Raw genomic sequence first — 18,260 nt, 5'->3', positions numbered from 1 at the left:
TCCATGCCGACACCGGGGGCGCTCGAGACGCCCGGCTCCGCCGACACGACGTTGACGCACGGAAGCGCGCGGTCGCTGCTGATCACGATCCTCGGCGAACTGGTGTGGCGGGCCGGGGAACCCGTGTGGACCGCGACGCTGGTGCACATCCTCAAGGGGCTCGGCTTCGAGGAGCAGACCGCCCGGCAGGCCATCGCGCGGGCGTCGAGCTCCGAGTGGATCGTCCCGGAGCGCCACGGCCGCGAGGTCCGCTGGACGTTGAGCGACAAGCTGATCCACATCTTCGAGACCGGATCCGGCCGGGTCTACTCGCTGAGCGACCCGTTCAGCAGCTGGGACGGCACCTGGCTGGCGCTGTGGACCAGCATCCCGCAGTCGCTGCGCGGCGCCCGGCGTCCGCTGTACGCCGGGCTGACCTGGGCCGGCTTCGGGAACCCGGTCCCCGGGCTGTGGCTGACCCCGCACGTCGAACGGGCCGCCGAAGTCGGCAGGCTCCTCGACGAACTGGACCTGCGGCAGCACACCGTCGCGTTCACCGGCAACGTCGACGCGGTCGGGATCCCCCGGGACGAGATCGTCGCCCGCGGCTGGGACCTCGCCGGCCTGCGGTCCCGGTACGAGGACGTCTGGACCGCGATGAACGCCCTGCGCCCGACTGGCGACGACGAGATCCTGTTCGCCCACATCCGGCTGGTCAGCGAGTGGCAGGAGTTCCCGCGGGTGGACCCGCAGCTGCCCGAGGCGCTCCTGCCCGACTGGGTCGGCCGGCGGGTGGCCCGCCGGATCGAGGCGTTCCGGGCGGAGTGGACGCCGATCGTGCGGCGGCGGTTCGCCGAGCTGAACGCCGTCTGACCTGTCCCTGCACGTCGATCACCCCGGGAATCCCTTTGCACCCCACCGCTTCACAGCACCGGCCCGTCGCACTGGGCGGCGGCCCCGAGGCCCTGTTCGGGGTCGAGGTCTTCGCCGACGGCCGCCTGCCGGAGATGACCACGGGACCGTGGTCGAGCACCCCGGGATCGCTCGGCGTCTTCGCCGACATCGTCCTCGGGTACGCCCTGATCGACGAGGCACCGGCGGGACTCTGGTCGGTGAGCACGGAGATCTCCCTCGACTTCTTCCGGCCCCCACCCGGCGACGGGACGAAGCTGCGCGGCGAGGGACGCACGGTGCACTCGACCGGCGCCATCGGCTTGGCCGAGGGAACGATCTTCGACCACGAGGGCCGGCCGCTGTCCCGCTGCCGCCAGTGGGGTCGCTACGTCGGACTCAACGGCCCGGCCCCCGACCGCCGGCCCGCGACGGTGGCACCGGCCGCGGGGCTCCTGGGTGAGCTCCGCGAGCGGGTGTCCACCGGGGAGGGAACCGCGGAGCTGCGCGTCGACGTCGGCGACGACCTGGTCAACCCGATCGGCACGCTGCACGGCGGAATCTCGTTGTGGCTGGCGGAACTGACGGCCGAGGCGGCCCTCGCCCGCCCCGACCTCACCCCGGCCTCGCTGACGGCGACGTACCCGCGTCCGTTCCCCCACGGGGAGGTCGCGACGTTCCGGGCGGAGGTCGTCAGCCACGGCCGGCGGATGGCCGTCACCCGGATCGTGGGGTCCGGGCGGGCGGGCAAGCCGTGCGTCGTCGCGACCGTGCACCACCACGACCCGCACTGACGCCTCTTACGCCCGAACCTCGACCCGCGATGCCAACGACCGCAGGATGTCCGCCGCCTCCTCGGCCATCCGGGGCACGAACTCCGCCACCGTCACGAGGTCCGTGATCCCGGCGGCCACCTGGCCGGTCATCACCAGGCTGTCGACCGTGTCGCCCTCGGTCTGGGCTCGCCGCATCGACTCGATCTTCCAGCGGGTCAGCTCGACCGGGTCCGCGTCGATGTGCTCCGCGAGGCGCTCGGATGCCGCGTTGCGGAGGCCGCGGCACGGGCCGTAGACGCCGTCGAACGCCACGTCGTCGCCCTCCCGCGCGTTCAGCAGGGCCTGGAGGTAGGCCGGGTGCCAGTCCGAGTTGTCCGTGGTCGTGATGAACCGGGTGCCCATCGCGACGCCGTCGGCGCCGAGCGCCAGCGCGGCCGCCAAGCCGCGGCCGTCCCGGGCTCCGCCGGTCAGCAACACGGGGACGTCGACGGCCTCCGTCACGTTCGGCACCAGCACGAACGTGTGCACCGCCTTGCTCGGCGCGTGCCCGCCCATCTCGAACCCCGCCGCGATCACCACGTCGACGCCGGCCTCCGCCGCCTTCACCGCCTGCCGCGTCGAGCCCACCTTGTGCTGGTGGACCAGCCCGGCGTCCTTGATCAGCGCCACGTACTTCCCCGGGAAGCCGGCCGACGTGGTCATCACCCGCAGCCGCCGCGCGACGGCGGGGTCGGCCTCGCGCACTTCGAGCGCCGTGCGGATATAGGCGTCAGTGAACGGGAGCACGTCCCCGTCGCTGTCGACTCCGACCGGGATGTTCACCGCGAACGGGCGGTCGGTGAGAGACGCGCATTCCAGGATGTGCTCCCGGAACGTCCGCGCGCCGGCGTCGATGTCCTCGGGCATGCCGGGCATCGAAACCGTGCCCAGCCCGCCGGCTTCCGACACCGCCGCGGCCAGCCTCGGCGTGCGGAACGGCCCGAGCCCCTCCTGGACGATCGGGTGTTCGATGCCCACGAGCCGGGTGTAGCGATTCGCGATCGACTGCATGCGATGGCCCTCCAACAATCTACGGCGATTGTGATCGAGTTACTTCACGCGTAGAGTATCGCTCATCGCCCAGGAGAGGAACCACGCTGATGACCGACCCGGCAGCCATGACCCGACTGGTGGCGGCGGCTCGCGACCCACGCGCCTACGTCGCGCGCTGGCGGTCCGAGCACCCCGGCGCGAAGGTGCTGGGCGTCCTGCCGATGAACTTCCCCCGCGAGCTGGGACACGCCGCCGGCGCGCTGCCGGTGATCGTCCCGGACGACCAGCAGCCGATCACCGAAGGCCGCGCGCTGCTCGCGGAGTTCTACTGCGGCTACACCCGCAACCTGGCCGACCAGGCGGCGACCGGCCGGCTCGACCTCTACGACGGGATCTTCACCGCGGACCACTGCGTCCAGCTGATCGGCTCCGCCGACATCGTGCGCACGCTCGAACCGGACAAGACCGTCTTCCTGGGCATGCTGAACTCGTCCATGAACGACCCGTGGGCGGCGGAGAAGGTCGACGGCACGATGCAGCGGATCCGGGCGGAAATCGAGTCCTTCACCGGAAACCCGGTCACACCCGAAACGCTCCGGGCGAGCATCCAGGCGTACAACCGCGACCGCCGGCTCATCCGGCGGCTGCTCGACGAGCGCAGCGCCGGGAACGCCGCCTTCGGCCCGGTCGAGCTCCAGGACATCATCGCCTCGAGCATGGTCATGGACCCCGCCGAGCACCACGCCCTCCTCGCCGAGGTCGTGGCGGAACCCCGTGCGGCCGAACGGGACGACCGCGTGCGGGTGCACCTTTCAGGACACCTGTGCCACGCGCCGCGGCGTGAGCTGCTCGAGCTGATCGAGGACAGCGGCGCCCTCGTCGTCGACGACGACCTCTACTACGGCAGGCGCTACGTCTCCACGGACATCGCCGAGGACGTGGATCCCGTGCGGGCCTTGGGCGAGTGGTACGCGCGGCGCAACGTGACCATCCCCTGCCCGACCCGCGTCCAGCAGGACGTCGACTGGGACGCCTACCTCGTCGACGCGGTGCGCCACAACGGCGCCGAGGTCGTCATCCACCTGATGCCCAAGTTCTGCGAACCGCACATGCTCTACTACCCCGAACTCCGCAAGAGCCTCGAAGCCGCGAACATTCCCCAGCTCCAGCTGGAAACCGAGCACGAGGGCATGCCGCTGGAGACCTTCCGGACCCGCGTCGAAGCCGTGGTCGAGCGCGCCCGCCGGCGCCGGCCTGTCCGGGTCTGAGCCCCACCCATTCCCCAGGAGGACGAAGACGCATGACCGCAACCGTCGAGGACAAGAGCAACCGGCTGGGTGTCACCCGCCGGGGTGGCCAGATGATCACCGACTACTGGGAGGACCTCTTCACGGCGCGGGAGCGGGGAAAGCAGATCGTCTGGTACAACGGCGGCGCGCTCAACCCGATCTTCCAGGCCGCCGGCCTCGCGTGGTGCCACGGTGAGGCGTTCGCGGCCCGGCTGGCCGCGCAACGGCTGGAAGGCCCGGCCCAGCTGGCCGGCGCCGAATACGGCTACAACTCGGAACTCTGCTCGTACTCGCGGACGCACCTCGGGTGCTCGGTGCTCACCTTGCAGGGCACGGAAGGCGACCAGACCGGTGTCGTCGGCGCCCACGACCAGGAGGTGCTCGCCGCCAAGCTGCCGGCGCCGGACTTCTTCGTCAACAACTACGCCGGCTGCAGCACCGGGCAGCAGTGGGACGGCATCTCCTACCGCGTCTTCGGCAAGGAACTGCCGATCTTCAACATCTCCCACCCGTACCTCTGGGGCAACCAGCCCGACGCCGGCTACCTGCGGGGCGAGGAATGGGAGAACGCGTCGACGTTCGTCACCGACCAGCTGCGCGAGCTGATCGGCTTCCTGGAGCACCAGACCGGCCGGCCCTTCGACTACGACGCGCTGTCGGAAAGCATGACCCACATCAAGCGCGCGGCCGAGCTGCGCCGGGAAGGGCTGGACCTGTGCAAGGCCACCCCCGCGCCGGCGACGTTCTGGGACTGGATCGCCAGCGTCGCGCCGATCAACTTCCTGCCCGGCAACCAGGACCTGGTGGACTACTTCGCGGCCGTGCGCGACGAGATCCAGGACCGCGTCGACAACGGCGTCTCCGCGGTGAAGGACGAGAAGTACCGCCTGTACTTCGACGGCATCATGAACTGGAACAAGCTCGGCTTCCTGTCCCGGAAGTTCGCCGAGTACGGCGCTTCGGTGCTGGCCGGGCGCTACATCCAGAACGCCTTCTGGCAGGAGCCGCACCTCATCGACACCGACGACCCGCTGCGCGGCATGGCGCAGCACTACCTGCTGTGCCCGACGAACCACGGCGCGAAGACCCTGGACTACCTGACCCTGCGCGACTGCCGCGACTACGGCCTCGACGGGATCGTGTTCCACTCGACGCGCACCTGCCGTGCCTTCACCGGGCCGCAGCGGCTGCTGGCCAAGTCCGCGCGGGACAAGCTGGGCATCCCCTCGATCTTCTTCGAGGGCGACGTCGCGGACGCGTCGTTCTACAAGGACGGCGTGCTGGAGAGCCGGCTGGTGGCCATGCTGGAGGCGATCGACGTCCGCCGCGAGCGTGGTGCGCTGCCGGAGGACTACTCGGCCGTCTCATGAGTCACTACCTGGGCGTCGACCTCGGGTCGACCACCGCCAAGGCCGTCGTCGTGGACGACCGCGGGTCCCTCGTGGGCCAGAGTGTCGTCCAGATGGGCGCGGTGAGCCGGCAGGGGATGCAGCGGGCGATCGACGCCGCACTGGCGGCGGCGGGCAGCTCCGAACACGACGTCGCGGCCACCGTGTCGACCGGGTACGGGCGCAAGCTCGTCCCCGGCGCGCACCGGACGTTCACCGAGATCACGTGCCACGCCCGCGGCGCCGCGGCGATGTGCCCGGGCGTCCGGCTGATCATCGACGTCGGCGGCCAGGACAGCAAGGCGATCACCGTCGACGGCGAGGGGCTGGTGGACGACTTCGCGATGAACGACCGCTGCGCCAGCGGCACCGGCCGGTTCTACGAGGTGCTCGCGCGCGCCGTCGAGTGCGGCATCGAGGACCTGGGCGAGCTCGCGCTGACCGGCCGCGACGACCTCGAGGTCAGCAGCATGTGCGCCACGTTCGCCGAAACGGAGATCATCTCGATGCTCGCGGAAGGCCGGTCGACGGCGGACATCGCGGCCTCGGTGCACCGCGCGATCGCGGGCCGCACGCTGGCCCTCGTGGCGCAGGTGGGCCGGCACGCGCCGGTCGTGATGACCGGGGGCGTGGCCCGGAACAAGGCGGCCGTGCACTTCCTCGAGCGGGCCCTCGACCTCGAGGTCGGGGTGCCCGACCGCCCGCAGATCACCGGTGCCTACGGCGCGGCCCTGCTCGCGATGGAGTCGAAGCCGTCGGAGCCCGACGCCGGTCCGAAGGGAGGCCCGCATTCCTGCGCCGGCTGCGACGGCGGACCCGTCCACCTCGGCACGCCGGTCGCGCTACGCCGGCGATAGGCCGCCGAGCAGGCGGTTCAGTTCGGGCAGCAGGGTGGTGAGGTCCTTCTTCGTCCGGAAGACCACAATGGACTCTTCGGCGCCGTCGCCGTCCCGGGTGAAGAGGGTGACCGTCGTGGCCATCGCGGCGTCGAACTCCCGCTCCGGGTCGTCCGCCTGCCCACGCAGCCAGCGCCGCAGGACGTGGTTGTGCGCGGTCACCACCGCGCCGGCCATGAGCTCGGCGCGCAACGCCGTGTCGTCGCCGCCGCCCATCCAGCGGTGCAGGAAGACGCGGAACATTCGTTGGTACTGCTGCACTCCCGCGATCTCGCGGTCGCGCAGGGCCGGGACGCTGCGGGTCAGGCGGTAGCGGGTCAGCGCCCGCTCTCCCTCGGCCAGGTAGTGCCGCAGCACGAGCCGGGCCGCCTCGGTCACCGCGATCAGCGCCGTGCGGTCGGTCGAGCCGCGCAGGCGTTCCTCGATGGCCCGCAGCAGGACCTCGTGGTCCGGGAAGATCACGTCTTCCTTCGTCCGGAAGGCGCGGAAGAACGTCGTGCGGCCGACGCCGGCGCGGTCGGTGATGTCGTCGACCGTGGTCTGGTCGTAGCCGCGTTCGGCGAACAACGCGAACGCCGCCTCGGTCAGGCGGTCCTTGGCCGACATCCGCTCCTCCTCGCTGCCGGGGCCCAGCGTAGGGCGTGGCGGTCGTCATAGCCGCGAGCCTTCAGCTACCGATCGGTACTGAGTACCGTCGAAATGATACCGAGTACCGGAGAGGTGGCGGCGATGGAACGCGTGGGCGTGGTCGGATGCGGGCAGATGGGGGCCGGGATCGCCGAGGTGTGCGCCCGGGCCGGCCTCGACGTCGTGGTCGTCGAATCGAACCCGGCCGCCGCGGAGGCCGGGCGGCGCCGGCTGGAAACCTCGCTGACCCGCGCCGAGGCGAAGGGCAAGATCCCGGACGCCGCCGAGGTCCTGCGCCGCATCCGGGTCACCGAAGCGCTGGACGACCTGGCCGACCGCACCTTCGTCGTCGAAGCGATCGTCGAGGACGAAGCGGTCAAGACGGAGCTGTTCGGCCAGCTCGACAAGATCGTGTCCGCGCCGGACGCGATCCTGGCGTCCAACACCTCGTCGATCCCGATCATGAAGCTGGGCACCGCGACGCAGCGCCCGGCCCAGGTCATCGGAGTGCACTTCTTCAACCCGGTGCCGGTGCTCCCGCTGGTGGAGCTGGTGCCCAGCCTCCTGACCGCGGCGGCGACCGTCGAGCGCGCCCGGACGTTCGCCCAGGACGCCCTCGGCAAGCACCCGATCCGCTGCCAGGACCGCGCGGGGTTCGTGGTCAACGCGCTGCTGATCCCGTTCGTCCTCGCCGCGATCCGCATGCTCGAATCCGGCTTCGCCACCCGCGAAGCGATCGACGAAGGCCTGGTCCGCGGCGCCGCGCACCCCCAGGGACCGCTCGCCCTGGCCGACCTGATCGGCCTCGACACGACCAAGGCCGTCGCCGAATCGCTGTACGAAGAGTTCAAGGAGCCGCTCTACGCACCCCCGCCGCTGCTCGCGCGCATGGTCGACGCGGGCTTGTACGGCCGCAAGAGCGGCCGCGGTTTCTACACGTACGACCGGCCGTGACGACCTCGGCCACGGAGTGCCGCTGCCTGTGCGCACCGGCCGGCCACCAGCACCAGATCTGCACGGGATCCGCCCACCCGGGCAAGACGGTCCGGCTACCGGGCACCCCGGCGGACACGTTCGTACCGGCATGCGCACCGTGCTTCGCGGCGATGGCCGCCCGGCGGGGGTTCAGGCATTTCGCGCGGAGCCGCGGTGTGCCGCGCGTGCTTCCTCAGCCGGACAGCGCGCCTCGGCAGCTCGGGGTGCGCGACTGGGACAACGCCGCACCCGGCCGGCGCTCCGCCCGCTGGCCGGGCTCCACTGGTGCGCCGGGCTAGAGTCTGGCGCCGCGGAGGGCTCGACGCATTGCCGCAGCCACGTGCACTGACCCCGGCCGATCCGCGCACCGGCGTGGCGCAGCAACGCGGCCACGTGGGCTGAAGAGCCCTTCAGCCCAGCCCACTCACCGGTGCCCCCGACCGATCCGCACACCGACCCGGCGCAACAACCCGGCCCCGCGCGCGTTCATGGCACCTCAACCCAACCCACGCACCAGTGCCCCCAGCCGATCCGCGCACCCGTCCGACACAACCACCCGGCCACGCGGACCGACGAGCCCCCTCAACCCAACCCACTCACCGATACCCCCGACCGATCCGCGCACCGGTCCGGCGCAGCAACGCAGCCGCGTTGGTCAGCGCGTCCTCGCGATCCGCGGCCAGCTCGACAAGCGCATACACAGCAGCGAAACCAGCCGACCGCCACTCGTCTTCGGTCAGCAGGCACTCCCCCGTCACCGCGACCACCGGCACCCCGGCCGCCGCCGCGACGGCCGCCGGGGCCTTGCCGTGCAACGTCTGCCTATCGAGCCGGCCCTCACCCGTCACCACCAGCCGCGCCCCCTCGAGAGCCGCGGGAAACCCCGTCAGCGTCAACACCGCGTCCGCCCCCGAACGGCGAGTCGCGCCGAGCACAGCGCCGAGTCCGCAGGCCGCACCGCCCGCCGCGCCGGCGCCCGGCCAAGCCGCGATGGTGGCGGGATCCTGGCCGGTCGCCCGGCCCAGGACCGCGGCCCAGCGCGCCAGCGCGGCGTCGAGCTCCCGGACCTGGCCGGGATCCGCGCCCTTCTGCGGCCCGTACACCGCGGCCGCACCCTCCGGCCCGAGCAACGGATTGTCGACGTCGCAAGCGAAAGAGAACCGCGCGCGGCGGGCCAGCGGGTGGAGTCCGTCGAGGTCCACCCACTCGGCGCGGGCCAGCGCGCCGCCACCGGGCGGCAGGTCCCGGCCGTGCGCGTCGAGGACCCGGGCGCCGAGGGCCCGCAGGATCCCCGCGCCGCCGTCCGTCGTGGCGCTCCCGCCCAGACCGATGACGATCTCGCCCGCGCCGCGCTCCAGCGCGTGGACGACCTGGGTGCCCAGGCCCTCGGTCCCGGCGTCGAGCGGCGCGAACTCGCCGCCGGGCAGAACAGCCAAGCCCGCCGTCGTCGCCAGCTCGAACAGAGCCGTGCCCCCGCTGCGGGCGTATGGGGCCACCAGCGGTGCCCCCGTCGGCCCGGTCGTCGCGACGCGGACCTCCGACCAGCCGGCGGCGACGGCGGCCGCGACCGTGCCGTCACCGCCGTCGGCGACCGGGCACCGCCGGACCTCTTGGGCCGGGTCGGCGTCGGCGATGCCCTCGGCGAGCGCGTTCGCCACGCCCGCCGCGTCCAGTGAACCCTTGAACTTGTCCGGAGCCAGGAGGATGTGCCCGGTCACCGCGACCCGACCGCGGTCGGCGCGTCTTCCGGCGTGGTGGCCAGGTCCTCGAACTCGGTGACCGCGTCGATGTCCGCCGCGCCCATGGCGATGTTGGTGACGCGTTCGAGGACGACCTCGACGACCGCGGGCACCTTGTGCTCACGGGCCAGCCGCCAGGCTTCGCGCAGTGCCGCTTCGAGCAGCTCCGGGTCGGTGACCCGCAGGCCGACGCACCCGAGGCCCTCGGCGACCCGGATGTGGTCGACGCCGTAGCCCTTCGGCAGGGCTGGGCCGTCGTCGGTGGCGTTGATGTTGTCGAAGCCCAGCTGGACGCAGTAGTCCATGTCGAAGTTCCGCTGCGCCTGCCGGATCAGGCCGAGGTAGGAGTTGTTGACGACGACGTGCACGTACGGCAGCCCGAACTGCGCCCCGACGGCCAGCTCCTCGAGCATGAACTGGAAGTCGTAGTCGCCGGACAGCGCCACCACCGGAGTCTCCGGGTCGGCGGCGACGGCGCCGAGCGCGGCCGGGACCGTCCAGCCGAGCGGACCGGCCTGGCCGGCGTTGATCCAGTGCCGCGGCCGGTAGACGTGCAGGAACTGGGCGGCCGCGATCTGGGACAGGCCGATCGTCGAGACGTACCGGGTCTCCGGGCCGAACACCCGGTTCATCTCCTCGTACACCCGCTGCGGCTTGATCGGGACCTCGGTGAAGTGGGTGCGCCGCAACAGGGTCGCCTTGCGCGCGCGGCACTGCTCGGCCCACTCCGAGTAGTCCGGCAGGGTTCCCGCGCGGCGGCGGGCCTCGTCGAGCAGCGCCCGCAGCGCGGCCCCCGCGTCGGAGACGACGCCGTAGTCCGGGGCGAACACCCGGCCGATCTGGGTCGGCTCGATGTCGACGTGCACGAACCGCCGTCCGCGCCGGTAGGTGTCCAGGCCGCCGGTGTGCCGGTTGGCCCACCGGTTCCCGATGCCGAGCACGAAGTCGGACTCCAGGAACGTCGCGTTGCCGTACCGGTGCGACGTCTGGAGCCCGACCATCCCCGCCGACAGCGGGTGGTCGTCCGGGATCGTGCCCCAGCCCATCAGCGTCGGGACCACGGGCACGCCCAGCAGCTCGGCCAGTTCGACCAGCTCGGCGGAGGCGTCGGCGTTGATGATCCCGCCGCCGGCGACGATCAGCGGCCGTTCGCTCTCGGTGAGCATGTCGAGGATCTTCGCGGCCTGCGCGGCGGTCGCCGCCGGTCGGTGCACCGGCAGCGGGGTGTAGGTGTCCGGGTCGAACTCGATCTCGGTCTGCTGGACGTCGATCGGCAGGTCGATCAGCACCGGCCCGGGCCGGCCGGACCGCATCAGGTGGAACGCCTGCGCGAAGGCGCCCGGCACCTGCGCGGCCTCCAGCACCGTCATGGCCATCTTCGTGAGCGGCGCGGCGATCGACGTGATGTCGACGGCCTGGAAGTCCTCCTTGTGCAGCCGCGCGACCGGCGCCTGCCCGGTGATCGCCAGGATCGGGATCGAGTCCGCCGCCGCGGAGTACAGGCCGGTGATCATGTCGGTGCCGGCGGGCCCGGACGTCCCGATGCAGACGCCGATGTTGCCCGGCGCGGAGCGGGTGTAGCCCTCGGCCATGTGCGACGCACCTTCGACGTGCCGGGCCAGCACGTGGGAGATCCCGCCGTGGGCGCGCAACGCCGAGTAGAACGGGTTGATCGCGGCGCCCGGGACGCCGAATGCCTGCGTCACGCCTTCGATCTCGAGAATCCGCACGGCCGCGTCGACGGCCCTCATCCTGGTCACGAGGCACTCCTTGGGTTCGCGATGGTCTGGAACAGCGCCGAATGGTCGAGCCCGCCGAGCCCGGCGTCGCGGGTCTCGGCCACCAGCCGTGCCACCCGCTCCCCGACCGGGAGGGCCACTCCGGCTTCGCGCGCGGCGGTCGTCACGATGCCCATGTCCTTGTGGTGCAGGTCGATCCGGAACCCGGGCGTGAATTCGCGGTCGAGCATCTTCGCCGCTTTCTGGTTCAGCACAGCGGATCCGGCGAGCCCGCCGCCGAGCACCTCGACGGCGGCCGGCAGGTCGGCGCCGTGCGCTTCGAGGAAGACGAGCGCCTCGGCCAGCAGCGCGAGGTGGCCGGCGACGATCAGCTGGTTGGCGGCCTTGACGGTCTGCCCGGCCCCGGCCGGTCCGACGTGCACGACGGTCTTCCCGATGACGTCGAGCAGCGGGTGGGCGGCCACGAAGTCGTCCTTGGCGCCCCCGGTCATGATCGACAGCGTCGCGTTCTCGGCGCCGGCCTGACCGCCGGAGACCGGGGCGTCGATCAGGTGCAGGCCCCGCTCTTCCGCCCGCGCGGCCAGGTCCGCGGCGACGTCCGGGCGGATGGTCGAGAAGTCGATGATCAAGGTGCCCGGCGCGGCCGTGGCGAACACGCCGCCGTCGCCGGTCAGCACCTCGGTCACGTCGGGGGAGTCCGGCAGCATCAGCGCGACGACGTCCGCGTCGCGCACGGCCTCCGCGACCGACTTCGCGGCCCGGCCGCCGGCCGCGACCAGTGGCGCGGCCTTCTCCGGCGTGCGGTTGAACCCGGTGACGTCGTGGCCTGCGGCGGCGAGGTGGCAGGCCATCGGGCTGCCCATGATGCCGAGCCCGATGAACGCGATCCTGGTCATGGGGCACCTTCTTCAAGGGGTCGGGCGAGCCAGCCGAACGGGTCGGCGGTCGCGGGCTTGTACTCCAGGCCGACCCGGCCGCGGTAGCCGGTGGCGGCGATCCGGTCGAGCAGCGCGGCGATCGGGAGGGTCCCGGTGCCGGGCTCGCCCCGGCCGGGCGCGTCGGCGATCTGCACGTGCCCGATCCGGCCGGCGAAGCGGTCGATCGCGGTCGCGGGATCGTCGCCGTTGACGGCCAGGTGGTAGACGTCCAGGAGCAGGCGCACGTGCTCGGAACCGGCTCTGTCCAAGATCGCGACGGCGTCGGCGGCGGTGCGCACCGGGTAGGCGTCGATGCCGCTGACCGGTTCCAGGAGCGCGACGGCGCCGATCTTGGCGGCGGCCGTGCCGGCGAGCACGAGGTTCGCGAGCGCCAGCTCGTCCTGCTCCGCCGGGTAGAGACCGTCGCGGCGGTTGCCGTAGAGCGCGTTGAACCCGGTGGTGCCGAGCCGTTCGCCGATCCCGACGGCGACCTCGACGTTGTCGGCGAACTCCGCGGACCGGGCGGGGTCGGAGAGGATGCCGCGCTCGCCGGCGGGCATGTCGCCGGCGGCGAAGTTGAGGCCCGTCAGCGTGACCCCGGCGTCGGACACCGCGGCGACGAACGCGTCGACGTCGCGGTCGGCGGGCACGGACCGCTCGAACGGCCACCAGAACTCGACGGCGTCGAACCCGGCGGCGGCCGCGGCGGCCGGCCGCCGGAGCAGCGGCACGCCGGGGAAGAGGATCGAGCAGTTCGCCGTCGTGGGCAAGGGAAGCGTCATCGGTGTGGTCACGGGGTCTCCTCGGCGAGGGCGCGGTAGGCGCGCCAGCCGCCGTGCTCGGTGACGTCGGTCAGCTCCCGCGCCGGTACGCCCGGCCGCAGCCCGACGGCGAGCACGTCACGGCCGTCGGCCAGCTCGATGACGGTCAGCTCCAGCTCCGGCGGCTCGCTCGGCAGGAAGTCGGTGCGGATCGCCGAGAGCGGGACGTCGTAGATCTCGCCGGCCAGCGGCACGCCGGCGGACGGGTCGTCCGCGAGCGCCGGGAACTCGTCGCGGACCGAGTACATCCGGTAGCGCGGCGCGGTCCGGACCTCGCCGAGGAACGGGTGCGCGGACACGGTGTGGTGCAGCCGGCCGCCGCGCATCGCGTCACCGGAACAGAACAGCGCGGTCACTACGACCTCCAGATTTCGTATCGCGGAAGATTGCTTCCACTATGCGATACAGATCGCAGCATGCTCAACGTCGGGTGTCAAGGGGACGGGGGCTGTTGACAGCGAAGACGCAGGTACCTAGCTTGGAGTCACAAAGCGGAATAACTTTTCCATGATGCGGAAGCTCGGAGAGGAGTTCGGATGCCGGGCCTCCCGGTGGTGGTGACCGGCATCGCCAAGGCGCCGCACAGCGTCGGAGTCCGGACACTCCTGGCGCCGGACCAGCCGGCGGACGCGGTGGAGCCGACCGAACCCGTGGAGGTGGCACGATGACCTACTACTCCCCCGGCGGCGGCCTGGCGCCGCAGACGGCGCTCACGACCGACCGCGCGATGTTCCGCGAGGCGTACGCGGTGATTCCCCGCAGCACCAACGCGGACATCGTGACGAGCTTCCTGCCGTTCTGGACCGGCACCCGGCTCTGGGTCCTCGCCCGGCCCCTGTCCGGGTTCGCGGAAACCTTTTCCCAGTACCTGATGGAGGCGTCCCCCGGCGGCGGCAGCGACCAGCCGGAGGGCGACCCGGAGGCCGAGTCGGTCCTGTTCGTCACCGCGGGCCGGCTCGACCTCGGCCTGGCCGGCGAGAACCACGTGCTGGAGCCGGGCGGGTACGCCTACCTCCCGCCGGGCGCGGCGTGGACCGTCCACAACACGGGAGCCGAGCGCGCGGTGTTCCACTGGATCCGCAAGAAGTACCAGCGCGTCGCGGGTCTCGAGCTCCCCGAGGCGTTCGTGACGAACGAGCGCGAGGTGACGGCGGGCTCCATGCCGGGCACCGACGGACGCTGGCGGACCACCCGTTTCGTCGACCCGGCGGACACCCGCCACGACATGCACGTGAACATCGTGACGTTCGAACCGGGCACGGCGATCCCGTTCAGCGAGACCCACGTGATGGAGCACGGCCTGTATATGTTGGAGGGCAAGGCCGTCTACCGCCTCAACGAGGACTGGGTGGAGGTCCAGGAGGGCGACTTCATGTGGCTGCGCGCGTTCTGCCCCCAGGCGTGTTACGCGGGCGGCCCGGGGCTGTTCCGGTACCTGCTGTACAAGGACGTCAACCGGCACATGAGCCTGTCCCTCTGACGGGCTCCAGCTCGCTCTCGCCACCCGCTGCCCGCCGGCGCGAGCCGGTAGCGGGCGAAAGTCCTTTCAGCGGAACGCGTAGGTGACGTGGGTCAGCTCTTCGGAGAGCTCCCACAACCGACGCCCGACGGCGGGATCGGTTGCGGCGGCGGGCATTTCGGCGACATGAGGAGCGCCACGCAGCTCGGCGCGGCCCTCCGGCACGACGAAGTCGCCCGGCTTGATGCCGGGGTTCGTCGCGGCGTAGAGGGACGGGCGGGCCGCGTCGGCCGGGCTCTGGCCCACGAACCGTTCGAGCACCGCGGACGCGATGACCTGCATGTACTTCGGCAGGTGCTGCTGGAGCCCGGTGTTGCTCGTGCCCGGGTGCACGGCGACCGCGGTGATTCCGGTGCCGCTCGCCCGCCGGGCCAGCTCCAGCGTGAAGACGACGTTCGCCAGCTTCGACTTCGTGTACGCGGCCATCCCCGAGTAGGACGCCTTGCTCAGCGGGTCTTCCAACGTCGCGTTCTTGGTGCGCGCGACTTTCGCGCTGACCGTCACGACCCGGGCCGCGGGCGCGGCGAGCAGGGCCGGCAGCAGGCGTCCGGTGAGCGCGAAGTGCCCGAGGTGGTTGGTGCCGAACGTCAGCTCGAACCCGTCGGCGGTCTCCCGGCGCTCCGGCACGGCCATGACGCCCGCGTTGGCGATCAGCAGGTCCAGCGGTTGTCCGGCGGCGAGGACTTCGGAGGCGGCGCTGTCGATCGACATCAGCGAGGCGAGGTCGAGCACCAGCCCGTCCACCTTGCCGGCGCCGACGGCCTCGCGGACCACCGCGACAGCCTGGTCGACCTTCGCCGTCCCGCGTCCGGCGATGATCACGTCGGCACCGGCCCTGGCCAGCGCCAACGCCGTTTCGAGCCCGATTCCGCCGGTCCCACCGGTGACCAGCGCGCGTTCGCCGACTAGCGGAGGGACAACCATCTCGACTCCTAAATGAACGTTCATTCAACTCGACGTCGCCAGGTAAGCACGACGTGGCTCCGGTTGTCAAATGAACGTTCATTCAATAGAGTGGGCGCATGGCACCACGAGACCCCGAGGCCAAGCGCCGCGCCCTACTGGAGGCCGCGCTGGCCGAGTTCGCCGAGCACGGCATCGCCGGCGCGCGGATCGACCGGCTCGCCGGCCGGGCCGGCTGCAGCGCGGGCCTCGTCTACACCTACTTCGGCAGCAAGGAAGAGCTTTTCACCGCGGTGTTCGACCAGGTCGTCGTGCAGGCGACCGAGCTGGCCCCGATCGCCCCCGACGACCTGCCCGAGTACGCGGGCGCGCTCTTCGACGGCCAGACGGCCCACCCGGAGGTGATGCGCCTCGCGACGTGGCACCGCCTGGAACAGCAGGGCGGCCGGCCCCCGATCGAGGCCATCGCGAGGTCGAACCAGACCAAGGTCGATGCGATCCGCCAGGCCCAGGAGGACGGCAGGCTCTCGACCCGCTTCACCGCCCCGGAACTGCTGATGCTCACGATCAACACCGCCTCGATGTGGGCACTGCAAAGCCCGGAGATCAGCGACCTGGGCCCACAGGAGCACGAGGCCAGGCGGGCAACGGTGGTGGAAGCCGTGCGGCGGCTGGTCGAGCCATAGCCGATCGGCAGTGGGCGGCGATGGTGAAAGACCCTGCCACGCAAGGGTGTAACAACTGCTGCGCATCGACGACTTGGTGGTGGTCGATCAAGGAGGCAGTCGGTGACGGACCTGGCCGTGGTGGAACCACTCGAGGAACTGGCGGCGTTGTGGGCGCCGGGGAGCGCCGTGCTCTGCGTGAGCGCCGGTGACCGCGAGGTCGAGTCGGTGGCGACTTGGCACGTCAGCCCGACCGGTGATCCGACCGGCGCCTGGATCGTCCCCGCCGGCGAAGCTTTCGGCTCTCCGGAGGCGGCGCGACGTCTCCTGTCCCTCGTCGAGCGCCGCGCGATCGCCGCCGTGCACCCGCAGAACCTGCAGGTATGGCTGGAACAACTCACCACGGCCGCGAAAGTGGACGTCGAGGACGGCTGGTGGAAGCGGCAGCTGTTCTCGCCGGTGGACGCGTTCCGCGAGACGGCCGAGCGACGTCAGCGGTACACCGTGACGGTCGAGGCCGCACGCGAGGCCAGCAAGACCATCACTCCCCTGGAGTGGACGCACGACCTTCCCGATGACGCCGAGGTCCACGACTTCGCTTCCCTCCGGCACATCGCTCGCATTTCGCCCGCACCCGGGACGCCGATCGTGTCCGAGGTCCTGTCGATCGCCCGTACGCTGCGGTGGCTGGTGTCCCTCTGGGCGGAGACCGAGCAGGTGAAGAACCGGCGCCGCTACGTGCGGGCCGAACACGGGGTTCCCGAGCCACTGCCGCCGCAGTGGCTGGCCGCGGTCCAGGCCGCCAGCACCAACCGGCTGCCGCTGTGAACACCGCACACGGTTACGCCGTCATCGACACCGAGACCACCGGGATCCTCACCGGCTGGCACCACCGCATCGCCGAGATCGCGGTCGTCCACGTGGACCCGGACGGGCGCATCACCGACGAATGGGTGACGCTCGTCAATCCCGACCGGGACCTGGGCCCTCAGGCCATCCACGGCATCCGGGCGGCCGACGCGCGCCGGGCACCCCGGTTCGAGCACCTCGCCGGTGAGCTCGTCGAGCGCCTGAGCGGTCGCGTCGTGGTGGCACACAACTGGACTTTCGACGCGATGCACCTGCGCGCCGAGTTCGGCCGGCTGGGAATCGACACGCCGTTCGAGCCCGACGCCGGGTTGTGCACCATGCGAGCCGCCGGCCGGGCGCGGCTGAGTTCCGGACGGTCCCTGATCGACTGCTGCGCGGCCGCGGGCCTGTCCGAACGCTCTTGGCACACCGCGCTCGACGACGCACGAGGAGCGGGCGACCTCCTCGCCTTTCTTCTTCGGCACGCACCCGATTCCGTGCGTGCCACCGGCGCCCAGCTGCGGGCCGCGAACTGGGCTTGGCCGCGGCTCGACCGACGTCGCGCCCCCGCGGTTCGGCGGACGGCGATCGGACACGTCGAGCCGCACTTCCTGGCCAGGCTTGTCGAGCGGATGCCGCGGGATGGCGAACCGGTGGTCGACGCGTACTACGCGATGCTCGACGACGCCTTGCTCGACCGGCAGATCTCGGCCACCGAAGGCGATGCGCTCGTCGAGATCGCCCACGACCTCGGGCTGCACAAGAGCGAAATCATGGCCCTGCACTTGAGCTACTTGCGCGACCTGGCGCGCGAAGCCTGGGCCGACCAGGTGGTCACCGACGAGGAGCGGACCGACCTGCTCACCGTCGCCATCCTCCTCGCGCTCGACCCGGCGATCGTCGAAACGATCCTCGACGAAGAACGCGACGCCGCGCAGGCCCCGGCATCGCGACCGGAACCGAAGGTCGGCGGACTCGTCTTGCGACCGGGCGACAAGGTGGTCCTCACCGGCACCATGAAGCGCAACCGCGCCGACATCGTGGCCGAAGCCACCGCGGCGGGCATCCGCGTCACCGGAGCGGTCAGCAAGCAGACGCGCGTCCTCGCGGCGGCCGATCCGGACTCCCTGTCGGACAAGGCCACGCGAGCCCGCGAGTGCGGGGTCCCGGTCGTCTCGGAGGACGCTTTCCTGCGGGCGCTCGCCCGGGCCTGATCGCCGAACACGGACTGACCCCGCACTGCCTGACCCGGGCA

General features: G+C 71.6%; 19 protein-coding genes. 11 read left to right on the top strand and 8 right to left on the bottom strand.

Going from position 1 to position 18,260, the window contains the following annotated elements:
- The first annotated feature begins 3 nt into the window (after positions 1–3).
- Both ACZ7OU_RS24045 and ACZ7OU_RS24040 read left to right on the top strand, forming a co-directional pair.
- Complete coding sequence (locus ACZ7OU_RS24045) at positions 4–852, top strand: PaaX family transcriptional regulator (protein ID WP_470256765.1); 849 nt, start codon at positions 4–6, stop codon at positions 850–852.
- A gap of 35 nt (positions 853–887) precedes the next feature.
- Positions 888–1,664 carry a PaaI family thioesterase gene (locus ACZ7OU_RS24040; RefSeq protein ID WP_470256764.1) on the top strand — a complete coding sequence of 259 codons (777 nt, stop codon included), beginning with the start codon at positions 888–890 and terminating at the stop codon, positions 1,662–1,664.
- A gap of 6 nt (positions 1,665–1,670) precedes the next feature.
- On the opposite strand, the gene ACZ7OU_RS24035 is transcribed toward ACZ7OU_RS24040, so the two are convergent.
- A complete protein-coding gene (locus tag ACZ7OU_RS24035; protein ID WP_470256763.1) occupies positions 1,671–2,696 on the bottom strand; it encodes an NAD(P)H-dependent flavin oxidoreductase in 1,026 nt (341 codons plus the stop codon).
- An 89-nt stretch (positions 2,697–2,785) separates the two neighbouring features.
- Here ACZ7OU_RS24035 and ACZ7OU_RS24030 point away from each other — a divergent pair, with 89 nt between their 5' ends.
- From ACZ7OU_RS24030 to ACZ7OU_RS24020, 3 genes are read left to right on the top strand one after another with little or no spacing between them, the layout of a single operon-like run.
- The gene (locus ACZ7OU_RS24030; protein WP_470256762.1) at positions 2,786–3,946 is read left to right on the top strand and encodes a 2-hydroxyacyl-CoA dehydratase subunit D; all 1,161 of its coding nucleotides are present in this window, start codon (positions 2,786–2,788) and stop codon (positions 3,944–3,946) included.
- A gap of 32 nt (positions 3,947–3,978) precedes the next feature.
- A complete protein-coding gene (locus tag ACZ7OU_RS24025) occupies positions 3,979–5,337 on the top strand; it encodes a 2-hydroxyacyl-CoA dehydratase subunit D (protein WP_470256761.1) in 1,359 nt (452 codons plus the stop codon).
- Positions 5,334–6,212: an acyl-CoA dehydratase activase gene (locus tag ACZ7OU_RS24020; protein ID WP_470256760.1), complete on the top strand. Its 879-nt coding sequence runs from the start codon at positions 5,334–5,336 to the stop codon at positions 6,210–6,212. The genes ACZ7OU_RS24025 and ACZ7OU_RS24020 overlap by 4 nt, the downstream gene beginning before the upstream one ends.
- On the opposite strand, the gene ACZ7OU_RS24015 is transcribed toward ACZ7OU_RS24020, so the two are convergent.
- Positions 6,198–6,857: a TetR/AcrR family transcriptional regulator gene (locus tag ACZ7OU_RS24015; protein ID WP_470256759.1), complete on the bottom strand. Its 660-nt coding sequence runs from the start codon at positions 6,855–6,857 to the stop codon at positions 6,198–6,200. The genes ACZ7OU_RS24020 and ACZ7OU_RS24015 overlap by 15 nt on opposite strands.
- Before the next feature lie 123 nt (positions 6,858–6,980).
- On the opposite strand from ACZ7OU_RS24015, the gene ACZ7OU_RS24010 reads away from it, so the two are divergent.
- Positions 6,981–7,832, top strand: a complete 852-nt coding sequence (locus ACZ7OU_RS24010) for a 3-hydroxybutyryl-CoA dehydrogenase (protein ID WP_470256758.1) — start codon at positions 6,981–6,983, stop codon at positions 7,830–7,832.
- Between the two features lie 617 nt (positions 7,833–8,449).
- Here the strand turns inward: ACZ7OU_RS24010 and ACZ7OU_RS24005 are convergent.
- The 5 genes from ACZ7OU_RS24005 to ACZ7OU_RS23985 are packed head-to-tail and all read right to left on the bottom strand — an operon-like array spanning position 8,450 to position 13,425.
- Positions 8,450–9,571, bottom strand: a complete 1,122-nt coding sequence (locus ACZ7OU_RS24005) for a glycerate kinase (RefSeq protein WP_470256757.1) — start codon at positions 9,569–9,571, stop codon at positions 8,450–8,452.
- On the bottom strand, positions 9,568–11,352 hold the full coding sequence (gene gcl / locus ACZ7OU_RS24000) for a glyoxylate carboligase (RefSeq protein ID WP_470256756.1): 1,785 nt from the start codon (positions 11,350–11,352) through the stop codon (positions 9,568–9,570). Before gcl ends, ACZ7OU_RS24005 begins: the two co-directional genes overlap by 4 nt.
- Positions 11,349–12,227 carry an NAD(P)-dependent oxidoreductase gene (locus ACZ7OU_RS23995; RefSeq protein ID WP_470256755.1) on the bottom strand — a complete coding sequence of 293 codons (879 nt, stop codon included), beginning with the start codon at positions 12,225–12,227 and terminating at the stop codon, positions 11,349–11,351. The genes gcl and ACZ7OU_RS23995 overlap by 4 nt, the downstream gene beginning before the upstream one ends.
- On the bottom strand, positions 12,224–13,030 hold the full coding sequence (locus ACZ7OU_RS23990; RefSeq protein ID WP_470257649.1) for a hydroxypyruvate isomerase family protein: 807 nt from the start codon (positions 13,028–13,030) through the stop codon (positions 12,224–12,226). Before ACZ7OU_RS23990 ends, ACZ7OU_RS23995 begins: the two co-directional genes overlap by 4 nt.
- An 8-nt stretch (positions 13,031–13,038) precedes the next feature.
- Entirely contained in the window at positions 13,039–13,425 is a 387-nt protein-coding gene (locus ACZ7OU_RS23985) for an allophanate hydrolase-related protein (protein WP_470237866.1), read from the bottom strand.
- A gap of 180 nt (positions 13,426–13,605) precedes the next feature.
- Here ACZ7OU_RS23985 and ACZ7OU_RS23980 point away from each other — a divergent pair, with 180 nt between their 5' ends.
- Together ACZ7OU_RS23980 and ACZ7OU_RS23975 are read left to right on the top strand one after the other, a co-directional pair.
- Positions 13,606–13,737, top strand: coding sequence for a hypothetical protein (locus ACZ7OU_RS23980; protein ID WP_470256754.1), 132 nt, complete (start codon positions 13,606–13,608; stop codon positions 13,735–13,737).
- Positions 13,734–14,549: a bifunctional allantoicase/(S)-ureidoglycine aminohydrolase gene (locus ACZ7OU_RS23975; protein ID WP_470256753.1), complete on the top strand. Its 816-nt coding sequence runs from the start codon at positions 13,734–13,736 to the stop codon at positions 14,547–14,549. Before ACZ7OU_RS23980 ends, ACZ7OU_RS23975 begins: the two co-directional genes overlap by 4 nt.
- Before the next feature lie 66 nt (positions 14,550–14,615).
- On the opposite strand, the gene ACZ7OU_RS23970 is transcribed toward ACZ7OU_RS23975, so the two are convergent.
- Positions 14,616–15,512: an oxidoreductase gene (locus ACZ7OU_RS23970; protein ID WP_470256752.1), complete on the bottom strand. Its 897-nt coding sequence runs from the start codon at positions 15,510–15,512 to the stop codon at positions 14,616–14,618.
- Between the two features lie 98 nt (positions 15,513–15,610).
- Here ACZ7OU_RS23970 and ACZ7OU_RS23965 point away from each other — a divergent pair, with 98 nt between their 5' ends.
- The 3 genes from ACZ7OU_RS23965 to ACZ7OU_RS23955 all read left to right on the top strand — a co-directional run bounded on the left by ACZ7OU_RS23965 (position 15,611) and on the right by ACZ7OU_RS23955 (position 18,219).
- A complete protein-coding gene (locus tag ACZ7OU_RS23965; RefSeq protein WP_470237870.1) occupies positions 15,611–16,177 on the top strand; it encodes a TetR/AcrR family transcriptional regulator in 567 nt (188 codons plus the stop codon).
- 102 nt (positions 16,178–16,279) lie between these two features.
- The gene (locus tag ACZ7OU_RS23960) at positions 16,280–16,984 is read left to right on the top strand and encodes a DUF6218 family protein (protein ID WP_470256751.1); all 705 of its coding nucleotides are present in this window, start codon (positions 16,280–16,282) and stop codon (positions 16,982–16,984) included.
- The gene (locus ACZ7OU_RS23955; protein ID WP_470256750.1) at positions 16,981–18,219 is read left to right on the top strand and encodes an exonuclease domain-containing protein; all 1,239 of its coding nucleotides are present in this window, start codon (positions 16,981–16,983) and stop codon (positions 18,217–18,219) included. Before ACZ7OU_RS23960 ends, ACZ7OU_RS23955 begins: the two co-directional genes overlap by 4 nt.
- Positions 18,220–18,260 lie beyond the last annotated feature (41 nt).

The sequence above is a fragment of the Amycolatopsis sp. NPDC114505 genome (assembly GCF_055633615.1).
This window is presented reverse-complemented; position numbering and strand designations above follow the sequence as displayed.

What these genes read in the sequence shown, in the direction of transcription:
- ACZ7OU_RS24035 (WP_470256763.1), bottom strand. Translation starts at nt 2,696, where the DNA reads ATGCAGTCGATCGCGAATCGCTACACCCGGCTCGTGGGCATCGAACAC.
- ACZ7OU_RS23970 (WP_470256752.1), bottom strand. Translation starts at nt 15,512, where the DNA reads ATGGTTGTCCCTCCGCTAGTCGGCGAACGCGCGCTGGTCACCGGTGGG.
- ACZ7OU_RS24010 (WP_470256758.1), top strand. Translation starts at nt 6,981, where the DNA reads ATGGAACGCGTGGGCGTGGTCGGATGCGGGCAGATGGGGGCCGGGATC.
- ACZ7OU_RS23965 (WP_470237870.1), top strand. Translation starts at nt 15,611, where the DNA reads ATGGCACCACGAGACCCCGAGGCCAAGCGCCGCGCCCTACTGGAGGCC.
- ACZ7OU_RS24025 (WP_470256761.1), top strand. Translation starts at nt 3,979, where the DNA reads ATGACCGCAACCGTCGAGGACAAGAGCAACCGGCTGGGTGTCACCCGC.
- ACZ7OU_RS23980 (WP_470256754.1), top strand. Translation starts at nt 13,606, where the DNA reads ATGCCGGGCCTCCCGGTGGTGGTGACCGGCATCGCCAAGGCGCCGCAC.
- ACZ7OU_RS24030 (WP_470256762.1), top strand. Translation starts at nt 2,786, where the DNA reads ATGACCGACCCGGCAGCCATGACCCGACTGGTGGCGGCGGCTCGCGAC.
- ACZ7OU_RS24045 (WP_470256765.1), top strand. Translation starts at nt 4, where the DNA reads ATGCCGACACCGGGGGCGCTCGAGACGCCCGGCTCCGCCGACACGACG.
- ACZ7OU_RS23975 (WP_470256753.1), top strand. Translation starts at nt 13,734, where the DNA reads ATGACCTACTACTCCCCCGGCGGCGGCCTGGCGCCGCAGACGGCGCTC.
- ACZ7OU_RS23995 (WP_470256755.1), bottom strand. Translation starts at nt 12,227, where the DNA reads ATGACCAGGATCGCGTTCATCGGGCTCGGCATCATGGGCAGCCCGATG.
- ACZ7OU_RS24015 (WP_470256759.1), bottom strand. Translation starts at nt 6,857, where the DNA reads ATGTCGGCCAAGGACCGCCTGACCGAGGCGGCGTTCGCGTTGTTCGCC.
- ACZ7OU_RS23990 (WP_470257649.1), bottom strand. Translation starts at nt 13,030, where the DNA reads ATGACGCTTCCCTTGCCCACGACGGCGAACTGCTCGATCCTCTTCCCC.
- ACZ7OU_RS24020 (WP_470256760.1), top strand. Translation starts at nt 5,334, where the DNA reads ATGAGTCACTACCTGGGCGTCGACCTCGGGTCGACCACCGCCAAGGCC.